9 protein-coding genes, 1 tRNA gene and 1 pseudogene are annotated in these 13,322 nt (G+C 71.2%); 10 read left to right on the top strand and 1 reads right to left on the bottom strand.

Annotated elements, in window-relative coordinates; genetic code table 11:
• Positions 1 to 346: 346 nt before the first annotated feature.
• From dnaA to ASG49_RS19410, 10 genes and pseudogenes are all read left to right on the top strand, one after another.
• Positions 347 to 1,813, top strand: coding sequence for a chromosomal replication initiator protein DnaA (dnaA, locus tag ASG49_RS14360; RefSeq protein ID WP_235562106.1), 1,467 nt, complete (start codon positions 347 to 349; stop codon positions 1,811 to 1,813).
• Positions 1,814 to 2,154: 341 nt separating this feature from the next.
• Entirely contained in the window at positions 2,155 to 3,321 is a 1,167-nt protein-coding gene (gene dnaN / locus ASG49_RS14355) for a DNA polymerase III subunit beta (RefSeq protein ID WP_056542988.1), read from the top strand.
• Positions 3,322 to 3,358: 37 nt separating this feature from the next.
• A pseudogene (gene gnd / locus ASG49_RS14350) lies at positions 3,359 to 4,279 on the top strand (phosphogluconate dehydrogenase (NAD(+)-dependent, decarboxylating)); the annotation flags it as partial.
• A 21-nt stretch (positions 4,280 to 4,300) separates the two neighbouring features.
• On the top strand, positions 4,301 to 5,431 hold the full coding sequence (recF, locus tag ASG49_RS14345) for a DNA replication/repair protein RecF (RefSeq protein ID WP_056542984.1): 1,131 nt from the start codon (positions 4,301 to 4,303) through the stop codon (positions 5,429 to 5,431).
• Complete coding sequence (locus tag ASG49_RS14340) at positions 5,424 to 5,987, top strand: DUF721 domain-containing protein (protein ID WP_056543174.1); 564 nt, start codon at positions 5,424 to 5,426, stop codon at positions 5,985 to 5,987. Before recF ends, ASG49_RS14340 begins: the two co-directional genes overlap by 8 nt.
• Positions 5,988 to 6,215: 228 nt before the next feature.
• The gene (gyrB, locus tag ASG49_RS14335; protein ID WP_304437959.1) at positions 6,216 to 8,384 is read left to right on the top strand and encodes a DNA topoisomerase (ATP-hydrolyzing) subunit B; all 2,169 of its coding nucleotides are present in this window, start codon (positions 6,216 to 6,218) and stop codon (positions 8,382 to 8,384) included.
• 12 nt (positions 8,385 to 8,396) lie between these two features.
• Positions 8,397 to 11,075, top strand: a complete 2,679-nt coding sequence (gene gyrA, locus ASG49_RS14330) for a DNA gyrase subunit A (protein WP_056542982.1) — start codon at positions 8,397 to 8,399, stop codon at positions 11,073 to 11,075.
• A complete protein-coding gene (locus tag ASG49_RS19535; RefSeq protein ID WP_082534146.1) occupies positions 11,075 to 11,875 on the top strand; it encodes a DUF3566 domain-containing protein in 801 nt (266 codons plus the stop codon). The genes gyrA and ASG49_RS19535 overlap by 1 nt, the downstream gene beginning before the upstream one ends.
• A 49-nt stretch (positions 11,876 to 11,924) precedes the next feature.
• Positions 11,925 to 11,998: transfer RNA gene (locus ASG49_RS14320), tRNA-Ile, on the top strand.
• A gap of 70 nt (positions 11,999 to 12,068) precedes the next feature.
• Positions 12,069 to 12,911 (top strand): hypothetical protein, encoded by an 843-nt coding sequence (locus ASG49_RS19410; RefSeq protein WP_235562096.1) that lies wholly within the window; start codon positions 12,069 to 12,071, stop codon positions 12,909 to 12,911.
• Between the two features lie 131 nt (positions 12,912 to 13,042).
• Here ASG49_RS19410 and ASG49_RS19405 read toward each other — a convergent pair whose 3' ends face one another.
• Positions 13,043 to 13,198: a hypothetical protein gene (locus ASG49_RS19405; protein ID WP_235562095.1), complete on the bottom strand. Its 156-nt coding sequence runs from the start codon at positions 13,196 to 13,198 to the stop codon at positions 13,043 to 13,045.
• Positions 13,199 to 13,322: the final 124 nt, after the last annotated feature.

Raw genomic sequence — 13,322 nt, 5'->3', positions numbered from 1 at the left:
AACGGTACGCGCCGCGCGGCGACAGGGTCAAACCGGCCGTCGGCGGCCTGTGGATCACGGCGCCGATGCCTGTGGATGACCGGTTGCCGCCCTGTGGACGAGGTTGTTAGCGTCCCCGTCCTGGACCTCCGGAGGTCCGCCGCTATCGGCGCAGACCCGGACATCCTTCGACATTGCACAACCTGTGGACAAAGCTGTGGACACGGGTGGCCGATCGGCCGAGCGGACCCAGGACGGAGCACCACCAGGCGTGGACGCGAACGACAGCAGCAACGACGGATCGCACACCGGCAGGCTCCAGGTCCTCTGGCCCGGCATCGTGGAGAACCTCCCGCCCAACCAGCGGATGTGGCTCACCACCAGCCAGCCGCTCATGCTCGCCGAGAACACCGCCGTCGTGGCGGTGCCCAACGAGTTCACCCGCACCCAGCTCGAGGGCCGGCTGCGCACGCGCATCGAGGACGCGCTGTCGGACCAGATCGGCAAGCCGGTCCGCCTGGTCGTGAGCGTCGACACCTCCCTGGAGCGCACCGTCGCGCCGGACGAGGCCGCCTCGCCGGCCACGGTGACGCCGCTGCAGCCCCGCGACCTGCCGCGGGAGGACCGCGACGGGCACGACGACCGCGACGACCGCGAGGCCCGTGACCGCCGCCGCGAGCAGCACGACCGGGAGCGGGATCGCGACGAGCGCCGGGATCGACAGGACGACTCGCCGCTTCATCGACACAGGGACATGTCGACAAAGGCGAGCTCGTCGCTGACCACCGGCATCCCCGACAGCCCGCTCAACCCGCGCTACTCCTTCGAGACCTTCGTCATCGGCTCCTCCAACCGGTTCGCCCACGCGGCGGCGGTCGCGGTCGCCGAGGCGCCGGGCAAGGCCTACAACCCGCTGATGGTGTACGGCGACTCCGGGCTCGGCAAGACGCACCTGCTCCATGCCATCGGCCACTACGTCCGCAACCTGTGGACCGGCGCGAAGATCCGCTACGTCTCCTCCGAGGCCTTCACCAACGACGTCATCAACGCCATCAAGGACGCCAACACCGCCGCGCTGCAGCGGCGCTACCGCGACGTCGACGTGCTGCTGGTCGACGACATCCAGTTCCTCGAGGGCAAGCAGCAGACGCAGGAGGAGTTCTTCCACACCTTCAACACGCTGCACAACGCCAACAAGCAGATCGTCATCTCCTCCGACCGCTCGCCGAAGCGCCTCACCCAGCTCGAGGACCGGCTGCGCAACCGCTTCGAGTGGGGCCTGCTCACCGACGTGCAGCCGCCCGACCTGGAGACCCGGATCGCGATCCTGCGCAAGAAGGCCGCGGCCGACCGCCTCTCCGCGCCCGCCGACGTGCTCGAGTTCATCGCCTCGCGCATCCAGACCAACATCCGCGAGCTCGAGGGCGCGCTGATCCGGGTCACGGCCTTCGCCAGCATCAACCAGCAGGAGGTCGACATGACCTTGGCCGAGATCGTGCTGCGCGACCTCATCCCCGAGGGCGGCGAGCCCGAGGTCACGGCCGGGCTGATCATCGCCCAGACCGCGTCGTACTTCGGCTTCTCCATCGAGGACCTCACCGGCCCCAGCCGCACCCGTGCGCTGGTGACCGCCCGCCAGATCTCGATGTACCTCTGCCGCGAGCTGACCGAGCTCTCGCTGCCCAAGATCGGACAGCAGTTCGGCGGCCGCGACCACACCACGGTGATGAACGCCGACCGGCGGATCCGCAAGGACCTCGCCGAGCGGCGCAACGTCTTCCACCAGGTGACCGAGCTGACGACCCGGATCAAGCAGCAGGCCAAGCAGGCTTGAACTACACGCGTGCAAGATGTGGTTCCCGCTCGGCGAGTCCGTGGACGGGGTGGGGAGGGACCTGTGGACGAGCCCTGCCCGTGCTGCACAGGCCGATCGGCGGACCACAGGAAGATGTGGTTCACCCCGGCGCCGTCCACAGGCGCCGACTCACAACTTCTCGCTGCTGACCTGCGACGGAGCCCGTCGTCCACAGAATCCCCACCACCTACTACTACGACGAGATCTATCCATGGACTCTCGTCGAGCAACCACCGAACGAGCCCCGGCCTGTGGACTGCCGGGCCGTGGCAGGATGCTCACCCCGACCTGATGGACCTGATGGAGAGGAACCCATCGCCGTGAAGTTCCGCGTCGAACGTGACGTCCTGGCCGACGCTGTCGCCTGGACGGCCCGCGCGCTGCCCGTACGCCCGAGCGCCCCCGTGCTGGCCGGCCTGCTGATCGAGGCCGGCTCCTTCGAGGACGACGGGGAGGGACTGCGGCTCTCGACCTTCGACTACGAGACCTCGGCGCGCGCCACCCTCAACGCCGAGGTCAGCGAGGAGGGCCGGGCGCTGGTGTCGGGCCGGCTGCTCGCCGACATCTGCCGCAGCCTGCCCAACAAGCCGGTCGACGTCGACATCGACGGCGCCAAGGTGACGCTCGTCTGCGGCTCGGCGCGGTTCAGCCTGCAGACGATGCCGGTCGAGGACTACCCCACCCTGCCGACCATGCCGGAGGCCCGCGGCACCGTCCCGAGCGGCGTCTTCTCGCAGGCCGTCGCCCAGGCCGTCACCGCCGCCGGCCGCGACGACATGCTCCCGGTGCTGACCGGCGTGCGGATCGAGCTCGACGGCGGCTCGATCGCGATGCTCGCCACCGACCGGTTCCGGCTCTCGCAGCGCGAGCTCGGCTGGGACCCCTCCGCCCCCGACATCGACGCCGCCGCGCTGGTGCCGGCCAAGGTGCTGGCCGACACAGCCAAGGCGCTGACCGGCGGCTCGGAGATCCGGATCGCGCTGTCCTCGGCCTCCGGCGGGGGCGCCGGCGAGGGCATCATCGGCTTCGAGGGCTCCGCCGGGGGCGGCGTACGACGCACCACGACGCGGCTCCTGGACGGTGAGTTCCCCAAGGTCCGCTCGCTGTTCCCCTCCGAGCACCTCACCGTCGCCCGGGTCGACCGCGCCGCGCTGGTCGACTCGGTCAAGCGCGTCTCGCTCGTCGCCGAGCGCAACACCGCGGTGCAGCTGGCCTTCTCCGAGGGCGTGCTGACCCTGGACGCCGGCTCCGGCGAGGAGGCGATGGCCAGCGAGTCGATCGAGGCCAACGTCACCGGCGAGGACATCACCACCGGCTTCAACCCCGCCTACCTGCTCGACGGCCTCACCGCGCTCGAGGCCCCGGTGGTCGAGCTGGCCTTCACCCAGGCCAGCAAGCCCGTCGTACTCTCGGGTGTCGACAGCCTCGACGGGGAGGCGGACGTCGCGTTCCGCTACCTGCTGATGCCGCGCCGCCTGCTCTCCTGACCCACCCGCTTCACCCACCACTGCACACAGGAGCACCGCCATGCACCTCGGACTGATCGGCCTGGGCAAGATGGGTGGCAACATGCGCACCCGGCTGCGCAACGGCGGCCACACCGTCACCGGCTTCGACCGCAACCCCGACGTGAGCGACGTGGGCAGCCTGGCCGAGCTGGTCGAGGCGCTGCCCTCGCCCAAGGTGGTCTGGGTGATGGTGCCCGCGGGCGACGCCACCCGCAGCACGGTCGCCGAGCTGGGCGAGCTGCTCTCCGAGGGCGACGTGATCGTCGACGGCGGCAACTCGCGCTGGACCGACGACCAGGCCAACGCCGAGATGCTGCGCGGCAAGGGCATCGGCTTCGTCGACTGCGGCGTCTCGGGCGGCATCTGGGGCCTGGAGAACGGCTACGCGCTGATGTACGGCGGGGCCGACGACGAGGTCGCCAAGGTGCTCCCCGCCTTCGAGACGCTCAAGCCCGAGGGCGAGTCCGGCATGGTGCACGCGGGCCAGAAGCCGGGCGCCGGCCACTTCGCCAAGATGGTTCACAACGGCATCGAGTACGCCATGATGCAGGCCTACGCCGAGGGCTGGGAGCTGCTCGAGAAGGTCGACGTCGTCGACAACGTCACCGAGGTCTTCGACTCCTGGCGCGAGGGCACCGTGATCCGGTCCTGGCTGCTCGACCTGCTGGTCGTGGCCCTCAAGGACGACGCCCACCTCGACCAGATCCGCGGCTACGCCGAGGACTCCGGCGAGGGTCGGTGGACCGTCGAGGCCGGCATCGACAACGCCGTCCCGATGCACGTCATCGCCGCGTCGCTGTTCGCCCGCTTCACCTCGCGCCAGGACGACAGCCCGGCGATGAAGGCGGTCGCGGCGATGCGCAACCAGTTCGGCGGCCACGCCACCCAGGCCGGCAGCCCGGCCGGCGGCGACTCGGCCGCGCCGCCCGAGAAGTAGCCGGGCAGCTCGGCCCTCCCGGTGTACGTCGCCCACCTCTCGCTCCACGACTTCCGCTCCTACGAGACGCTGGAGATCGACCTCGACCCCGGGGTCAGCTCCTTCGTGGGCCGCAACGGGCAGGGCAAGACCAACATCGTCGAGGCGATCGACTACCTCTCCCGGCTCAGCTCCCACCGGGTCGCCGCCGACCTGCCGCTCGTGCGCCGCGGTGCCGAGCGCGCGGTCGTCCGGGCCGCGGTGGTCCGCGACGAGCGTCGGGCCGTCCTCGAGGTCGAGATCAACCCTGGCAGGTCCAACCGGGCCCGGGTCAACCGCGGTCCGCTGCCCAAGGCGCGCGACCTCGTCGGACTGGTCCGCACGGTCGTGTTCGCGCCCGACGACCTGGCCCTGGTCAAGGGCGACCCGACCGAGCGGCGCCGCTTCGCCGACGACCTGCTCGTGCTCCGGGCCCCGCGGTACGCCGGGGTGCGGGCCGACTACGACCGCGTGCTCAAGCAGCGCAACTCGCTGCTCAAGACCGCCCGCGCCCGAGGTGGTGCGGCGGGCGAGTCGATGCTCAGCACCCTGGAGGTCTGGGACGAGCGGCTGGCCCGGCTCGGTGCCGAGGTGATGACGACCCGGGCCGCGCTGGTCGAGGACCTGGTCCCCCTGCTCGGCAAGGCCTACGAGGCGGTCGCCCGCGGCGCGCACCGCGACGACGCGGTGATCTCCTACCGGCCCAGCTTCGAGGTGACCGAGGGCGAGGGGCCGGTCGACCTGGAGGCGTTGTTCCACGTGGAACTGGCCCGGCGCCGACGCGACGAGCTCGACCGCGGGGTCACTCTGGTGGGACCGCACCGCGACGACCTGCTCTGCGAGCTCGGCGGGCTGCCGGTGAAGGGCTACGCCAGCCACGGGGAGGGCTGGTCCTTCGCGCTGGCGATGCGGCTGGCGTCGTACGACCTGCTCCGGAGCGCCGGCGACGACCCGATCCTGGTGCTCGACGACGTCTTCGCCGAGCTCGACACCGGCCGCCGCGAGCAGCTCGCCGAGCTGGTGGCCGGCGCCGAGCAGGTGCTGGTCACCGCGGCCGTGGCCGGTGACGTGCCCGAGGCGCTACGCGGTCGACGGTTCGACGTCGCCGACGGTGCGGTGGTGCCGCATGGGTGACGAGGAGTCCCACGCAAAGTCCCAAGAGGAGTCCCCCGGGGAGACCCACGACGAGACCGGGCTCGACCTGGCCCGGTCGGTCGCGCGCGGCCTGGCCGGTCGCACCCCTGCTGCCGGTGGCCGCGGGCTGGGCCGGGCGCCGGGCCGGGGCCGGCGGCGGCCGGTGGTCGAGCCCCGCGTCAGCGGCGCGCGTCCCGACGACCGCGACCCGCAGACCCTCGACACCTCGATGACGCGGTTCGTCGCCGACCAGGGCTGGGCCTCGGAGCTGCGCGTGCACGGGGTCTTCGCCCGGTGGGAGGCGATCGTGGGCCGCGAGGTCGGCCAGCACGTGCGTCCCGAGTCGTTGGCCGACGGCCGGCTCGTCGTACGCACCGACTCCACGGCGTGGGCCACCCAGATGAAGCTGCTGGCGCCCGACGTCGTACGCCGCCTCAACGAGGTGCTGGGCGAGGAGACCGTGCGCGTCATCGACCCCGTGGGCCCCCGCGCACCGAGCTGGACCCGTGGTCGGCTGCGTGTCAAGGGTCGCGGGCCGCGAGACACCTACGGCTGAGCCCAGGGCCCGCTGGGAGGTCGAGGGGCGTACGGGGACTAAGCCGACCCCCTCCCACGGGCCAGCGGAGGCGCTCACGGGCCTCTGAGGGGCACGTTCGGGTCACGGTCGTCCCCAACTAGCGCCCGCGAGGCATGGTGTGAGGGCTCCGGGCGGGTAGACTTGCCCCAGGTCGCCGGCCCTCGTGCGTGGCGGCCGCTGTGATGTCTAGGACCTGAGGACGTGTCCGTGGCCGACGAGCCCACCACCCCTGCCGACCTTCCCGCCGATCTTCCGGCCGACCACCCCGAGGTGCCCGCCGTGGTGCCCGCCAGCATCGTGGAGGGCCACGCCGTCGAGGCGGGCAACTACGACGCCAGCGCGATCCAGGTGCTGGAGGGGCTCGAGGCGGTCCGCAAGCGCCCCGGCATGTACATCGGCTCCACCGGCGAGCGTGGCCTGCACCACCTGGTGTGGGAGGTCGTCGACAACTCCGTCGACGAGGCGCTGGCCGGCTACTGCGACCGGGTCGAGGTCACGGTGCTGCCCGACGGCGGGGTCCAGGTCTCCGACAACGGGCGCGGCATCCCCGTCGACGTGCCCCCCGGCCAGGAGCTGCCCGCCGTCACGGTCGTGCTGACCGTGCTGCACGCCGGCGGCAAGTTCGGCGGCGGCGGCTACAAGGTGTCCGGCGGCCTGCACGGCGTGGGCGTCTCGGTGGTCAACGCGCTCTCGCGTCGCGTCGAGGTCGACATCAAGCGCGACGGCTACCGGTGGACCCAGGCCTTCGAGCTCGGGGTCCCGACCGGTCCGCTGGAGCGCCACGAGGCGACCGAGGAGACCGGCACGACCACCCGCTTCTGGGCGAGCTCGGACATCTTCGAGACCACCGAGTACTCCTTCGAGACCATCACCAACCGGTTCCGAGAGATGGCCTTCCTCAACAAGGGCCTCGAGATCGTCGTACGCGACGAGCGGCCCGCCGCCGCGCAGATCGCCGAGGCGGTCAACGACGAGACGGTGACCGACGCCGAGGACGCCGGCGAGGCCGAGGACGGGACGCACGCCGACCGCGCCGACCTGGCCCGCGGCACCGCCACCGGGGCGGTCGAGCGCCGGTTCCGCTACGACCGCGGCCTCGTCGACTACGTCGAGCACCTCAACCGCAGCAAGACGGTGGCCAACCCGAGCATCATCAGCTTCGAGGCCGAGACGCCGGAGAGCCACGACGCCCACATGAGCCTCGAGCTCGCGATGCAGTGGAACACCTCCTACAACGAGTCGGTCCACAGCTTCGCCAACACCATCAACACCCACGAGGGCGGCACCCACGAGGAGGGCTTCCGCACCGCGCTCACCACGCTGGTCAACAGCTGGGGCGAGGAGTGGGGCCTGATGAAGAAGCCCGAGGACCGCGTCAAGGGCGACGACATCCGCGAGGGCCTGACCGCGATCATCTCGATCAAGCTCGGCGAGCCGCAGTTCGAGGGCCAGACCAAGACCAAGCTCGGCAACACCGAGGCCAAGGGCTTCGTGCAGCGGCTGGTCAACGAGCAGCTGGGCGACTGGCTGGAGAAGAACCCCGCCGAGGGCAAGGACATCGTCCGCAAGGCGCAGTCGGCCGCGCAGGCGCGGATCGCGGCCCGCAAGGCGCGCGACCTGGCCCGCTCGCGCAAGGACCTCTTCGGCGGCGGTGGCCTGCCCGGCAAGCTCTCGGACTGCCAGTCCAACGTGCCCGAGGAGTGCGAGGTCTTCATCGTCGAGGGCGACTCGGCCGGCGGCTCGGCCCGCCAGGGCCGCGACCCGCGGGTGCAGGCGATCCTCCCGATCCGCGGCAAGATCCTCAACGTCGAGAAGGCGCGGCTCGACAAGGTGCTCGCCAACACCGAGGTCCAAGCGATCATCTCGGCGCTCGGCACGGGCGTGCACGAGGAGTTCGACATCGACAAGCTGCGCTACCACAAGGTCGTGCTGATGGCCGACGCCGACGTCGACGGCCACCACATCAACACGCTCCTGCTGACGCTGCTGTTCCGCTTCATGAAGCCGTTGATCGAGGGGGGCTTCGTCTACATGGCGCAGCCGCCGCTCTACCGACTGCGGTGGAACAAGCCCCACGAGCACGAGTTCGTCTACTCCGACTCCGAGCGCGACCTGCTGATGCGCGACGGGCTCGCCCAGGGCCGCAAGCTGCCCAAGGAGAACCCCGTCCAGCGCTACAAGGGGCTCGGCGAGATGAACGCCGACGAGCTGTGGGAGACCACCATGAACCCCGACCAGCGGCTGATGCTGCAGGTCACCCTCGACGACGCGGCGCAGGCCGACGAGGTGTTCTCAGTGCTGATGGGCGAGGACGTCGAGCAGCGACGCTCCTTCATCCAGCGCAACGCCAAAGACGTCCGCTTCCTCGACATCTAGGACACGAACCCCATGACTGAGACCACCGACAACCTCGGGTCCGGCGACGGCGGAGGCGGCGGCCGCATCGAGCCGATCGAGCTGCAGACCTCCATGCAGCGGGCCTACATCGACTACGCGATGGCGGTCATCGTCGGCCGCGCGCTCCCGGACGTGCGCGACGGGCTGAAGCCGGTGCACCGCCGGGTGCTCTACGCCATGTACGACGGCGGCTACCGCCCCGACCGCGGCTTCTCCAAGTGCTCCCGCGTGGTCGGCGACGTGATGGGTCAGTACCACCCGCACGGCGACACCGCGATCTACGACACCCTGGTGCGCCTCGCGCAGCCCTGGGTGATGCGCGCGCCGCTGATCCAGGGCCAGGGCAACTTCGGCTCGCCGGGCAACGACGCCGCCGCCGCGATGCGCTACACCGAGTGCCGGATGGACCCGCTCGCGCTCGAGATGGTGCGCGACATCGACGAGGAGACCGTCGACTTCCAGCCCAACTACGACGGGCGCTCGCAGGAGCCGACGGTGCTCCCGTCGCGCTACCCCAACCTGCTGGTCAACGGCTCGGCCGGCATCGCGGTCGGCATGGCCACCAGCATCCCGCCGCACAACCTGCGCGAGGTCGCCGAGGGCGCGCTGTGGGCGCTGGAGCACCCCGACGCCAGTCGCGAGGAGCTCCAGGACGCGCTGATCGAGCGCGTCAAGGGCCCCGACTTCCCCAACGGCGCGCTGATCGTCGGTCGCGACGGCATCGAGCAGGCCTACCGCACCGGTCGCGGCTCGATCACCCAGCGCGCGGTGATCGAGGTCGACGAGGACAGCCGCGGCCGCACCTGCCTGGCCATCACCGAGCTGCCCTACATGGTCAACCCGGACAACCTCGCCGAGAAGATCGCCGACCTGGTCCGCAGCGGCAAGGTGCAGGGCATCGCCGACGTGCGCGACGACTCCTCGGGCCGCACCGGTCAGCGCCTCGTCGTCGTGCTCCGCCGTGACGCCGTCGCCCGGGTGGTGCTGAACAACCTGCTCAAGCACACCGAGCTGCAGACCAACTTCAGCGCCAACATGCTGGCCCTGGTCGACGGGGTGCCGCGCACCCTGACCATCGACCAGTTCGTCACCAACTGGGTGGCGCACCAGATCGAGGTCATCCAGCGGCGAACGCGCTACCGGCTCCGCAAGGCCGAGGAGCGGGCCCACATCCTGCGCGGCCTGGTCAAGGCGCTCGACATGCTCGACGAGGTGATCGCGCTGATCCGGCGCTCGCCCGAGGTCGACGACGCCCGCACCGGCCTGATCGAGCTGCTCGAGATCGACGAGCTCCAGGCCAACGCCATCCTCGACATGCAGCTGCGTCGCCTGGCCGCCCTGGAGCGCCAGAAGATCATCGACCAGCTGGCCGAGATCGAGCTCGAGATCGCCGACCTCGAGGACATCCTGGCCAACGAGTCGCGGCAGCGCTCGATCGTGGGCGAGGAGCTCACCGCGATCGTGGAGAAGTACGGCGACGAGCGGCGTACGCAGATCATCGCGGCCGACGGCGACCTCTCCATGGAGGACCTGATCCCCGACGAGGACCTCGTCGTGACGATCACCCGGGGCGGCTACGCCAAGCGCACCCTGGCCTCGAACTACCGGACCCAGCGGCGGGGCGGCAAGGGCGTGCGCGGGGCGGCGCTGCGTGGCGACGACGTCGTCGAGCACTTCATGGCGACCTCCAACCACCACTGGCTGCTGTTCTTCACCACGGCCGGACGGGTCTACCGGACCAAGGCCTACAACCTCCCCGAGGCCTCCCGTGACGCCAAGGGCGGTCACGTGGCCGGGCTGCTGTCCTTCCAGCCCGACGAGGAGATCGCGCAGGTCCTGGCGATCCGCGACTACGACCAGGCGCCGTACCTCGTCCTGGCCACCCGCGCGGGCCTGGTGAAGAAGACCCGCCTCGGCGACTACAACAGCCCCCGGCAGGCCGGCGTCATCGCGATCAACTTCCGCGAGGCCGACGACGAGCTGATCGGCGCGGAGCTGGTCGACGCCGGCGACGACATCCTGCTGGTCTCCCGCAAGGGGCAGGCGATCCGCTTCCCCGCCGACGACAGCCAGCTGCGGCCGATGGGCCGGGCCACGTCGGGCGTGCAGGGCATGAAGTTCCGCGAGGGCGACGCGGTGCTGTCGATGTCGGTGATCCGTGCCGACCAGGTGCAGGCCGAGGCCGAGCACACCGCGGCCAAGCCGCAGTACGTCTTCACCATCACCGACGGCGGCTTCGCCAAGCGGACCCCGATCACCGACTACCGCACCCAGTCCCGCGGCGGCCTCGGCATCAAGGCGATGTCGCTGGCCAACGAGGAGCGCGGCGTGCTCGTCGGCGCCTTCATCGTGGTCGAGGGCGACGAGATCCTGGCCATCACCTCGGGCGGCCAGGTCGTCCGCAGCCCCATCGACGACCAGTTCCGGCCCACCGGCCGCTCGACCATGGGCGTGCGGTTCGTGACCCCGAAGAACGGCGACGAGGTCGCCGTCGTGGCCCGCAGCGTCGAGCGCGACGCCGAGGTCGAGGAGGCCGTCGAGGAGGCGGTCGAGCAGGCCGTCGCCGGTGCGCCCGACGCCGGGACGCCTGACCCGGATGACACAATCGCCGAGGTCGAGGACTCGTCGACCGACGACGAGACCGACACCGACGGATCCGGGGAGGACTGATGTCCGAGCGTCGTGACGACGGCCCGCTCGCTCCGCGCCGCACGCTGCAGGGTGGTGGCGGCCCGGTGCTGCCCCCGCCCTCGCCGCAGCAGGACGAGGAGAAGCGCAGGGCCGCCGAGGCCCAGGCCGCCAAGGAGGCCCGCGAGGAGCAGCGCCGCGCCGAGAGGGAGGCCGCCCGCCGCGAGCGGGAGGCCAGGTCCCAGGAGCGCCGCGAGGCCAAGCAGGCGGCCAAGGACGACCGGGCCGAGAAGGCCGCCCAGGACCGGGCTGCCCGCGAGCAGGCCGACCGGGAGAAGGCGGCAGCTGCTGCGGCGCCGGCTGCGTCCGGCTCCACCTCCTCCTCCGGCTCGTCCGCCCCGGCCCGGCGTCCCGCTGGGTCCGCCAAGGGTGCTGGGAGGGCCGGTGCTGCGAAGGCGGGCGCCAAGCCCCGCACACGCCGCGCCCGGCTGCGGCTGACGCAGATCGACGCCTGGTCGGTCATGAAGACGTCGTTCCTGCTCTCGATCGCCCTCGGCATCGTGCTCGTGGTGGCCGTGGCCATCGTCTGGGCCGTGCTCGGTGCGGCCGGGGTGTGGGACTCCATCAACTCGATCGTGCAGCAGTCCGTCGGCAACGCCTCGGGCCCGCAGTTCGACGTGACCGACTACGTCGGCACCTCGCGGGTGATGGGCTTCACCATGATCGTGGCGGTGGTCGACGTCATCCTGATCACCGCGATCGCGACCCTCGGCGCGTTCCTCTACAACCTCTCCGCCGCCCTGCTCGGCGGCATCGAGGTCACCCTCGCCGAGGACAGCTGACCCGTTTTGTAGGGCTCCCGGTCGATGGGATAGCCTTCCTGCGGTTCACGGGCCTATAGCTCAGACGGTTAGAGCGCTTCCCTGATAAGGAAGAGGTCAGAGGTTCAAGTCCTCTTAGGCCCACCCGAGAAAGCCCAGTTCGAAGCACCAATCGACCTGGGCTTCTTGCTTTCCAGTAGGGACAGTGCTCGGGATGCCCTCTTCTGACCAGCGACCCCCCACCCACCACACCCCGCAGCGCCGCCGGTGGGGTGCGGCGATGATCGGTGCCGTCATCGGCGCCATCGGCGTGCTGCTCGTCGTCGTACCGTTCCTGGCTCCCGACGCCGGTGACCCGCTGCTGCTGCCCGCGCTCGGTGTCGCGATGCTCGCGGCCGCGGCCGCGATGGAGATCGGGGCCCTGGCGCTGCCACGGCCCGCGAAGGCCGTCTCCACCGAGGACAGCCCCGCCAGTGCGGCCAGCCCTGTCGGTGTGGCCGGTGCCGGCGGGCCCGTGCTGCGTGTCCGGATGCGAACCTCGGTGCCGTGGTCAGTGGCGTTGGTCGGGGTCGGGTTCACCGTCTTCTTCGTCACGGCCGCGCTGGGCATGGGGCTGGACGGCGGGGGGTTGTTCCTGTTGCCGTTCGTGCTGCTGTTCGCCTCGCTCGTCCCGGATGCGGTGATGACCCTGCTGCGCCGGCGGGCGCTGCTCATCGACCCCCAGGGAGCACGCCTCGAAGGGTGGGGCGTCTCCGCTGCGCTCGCGTGGGACGACGTCACCAGCGTCGACCTCGAGACCCGAGGCCGCCGCCCGGCGGTTCTCGTGCACGGGCGCGACGACGCTCCCTCGTGGCGCCACCACCGCATCCGCATCATCTGGCCGACCGAGCCCCGACCGACGCGCGCGACGCTCGCCGTCCCCGTGGTCGCCCTGGACGCCCCCGGTGCGGTGATGGTGCTGTGCCGTGAGCTAGCCGCCAGCACCCTCGAACGTCGCAGATCATTCCTCGCCCATGGCGCCACCGGGCTCCTGACGGGGGACCGGTCGCTGGTCTGACCCCACCCCCACCCGGCGGGTTCGCCCAGCCGGGCTGAGCGTGGAACAGGCCCCGCCTCACCACTACTCGGGTGACCGCGCCGTAGGTGCAGGCCACGGCACGAGCCCAGCCGAGCTCGGCGCCTGACGGGTCAGGCCGCGGGTGCCCACGCGAGCTGCAGGGGGGTGCGGATGACGTCGACCCGGAGCCGTGGGCGTTCGGTGGCGTGGTGTGTGGGGTGGTCGGTGAGGTGGCGGGTGCCGTGCTTGTCGGTGACGAGGACGTAGCCGTGGGGTGTGGTCCACACGGATCTGCCGTCGTGCAGGGTGAGGTGCCAGCCGGGGTGGTGGGTCTTGGTGCGGTGGCCGGTGCGGGAGAGGTGGCGAGGTTGGACACGCGGGTCTGGCCGGGTGGGCCGGTGTCGTCGTAGG

Origin of the sequence: Marmoricola sp. Leaf446, assembly GCF_001424755.1 — a bacterium.
Lineage (GTDB): Bacteria > Actinomycetota > Actinomycetes > Propionibacteriales > Nocardioidaceae > Marmoricola.
Note: the sequence above shows the minus strand (reverse complement) of the source record. Positions and strands in the feature narration are given on the sequence as shown.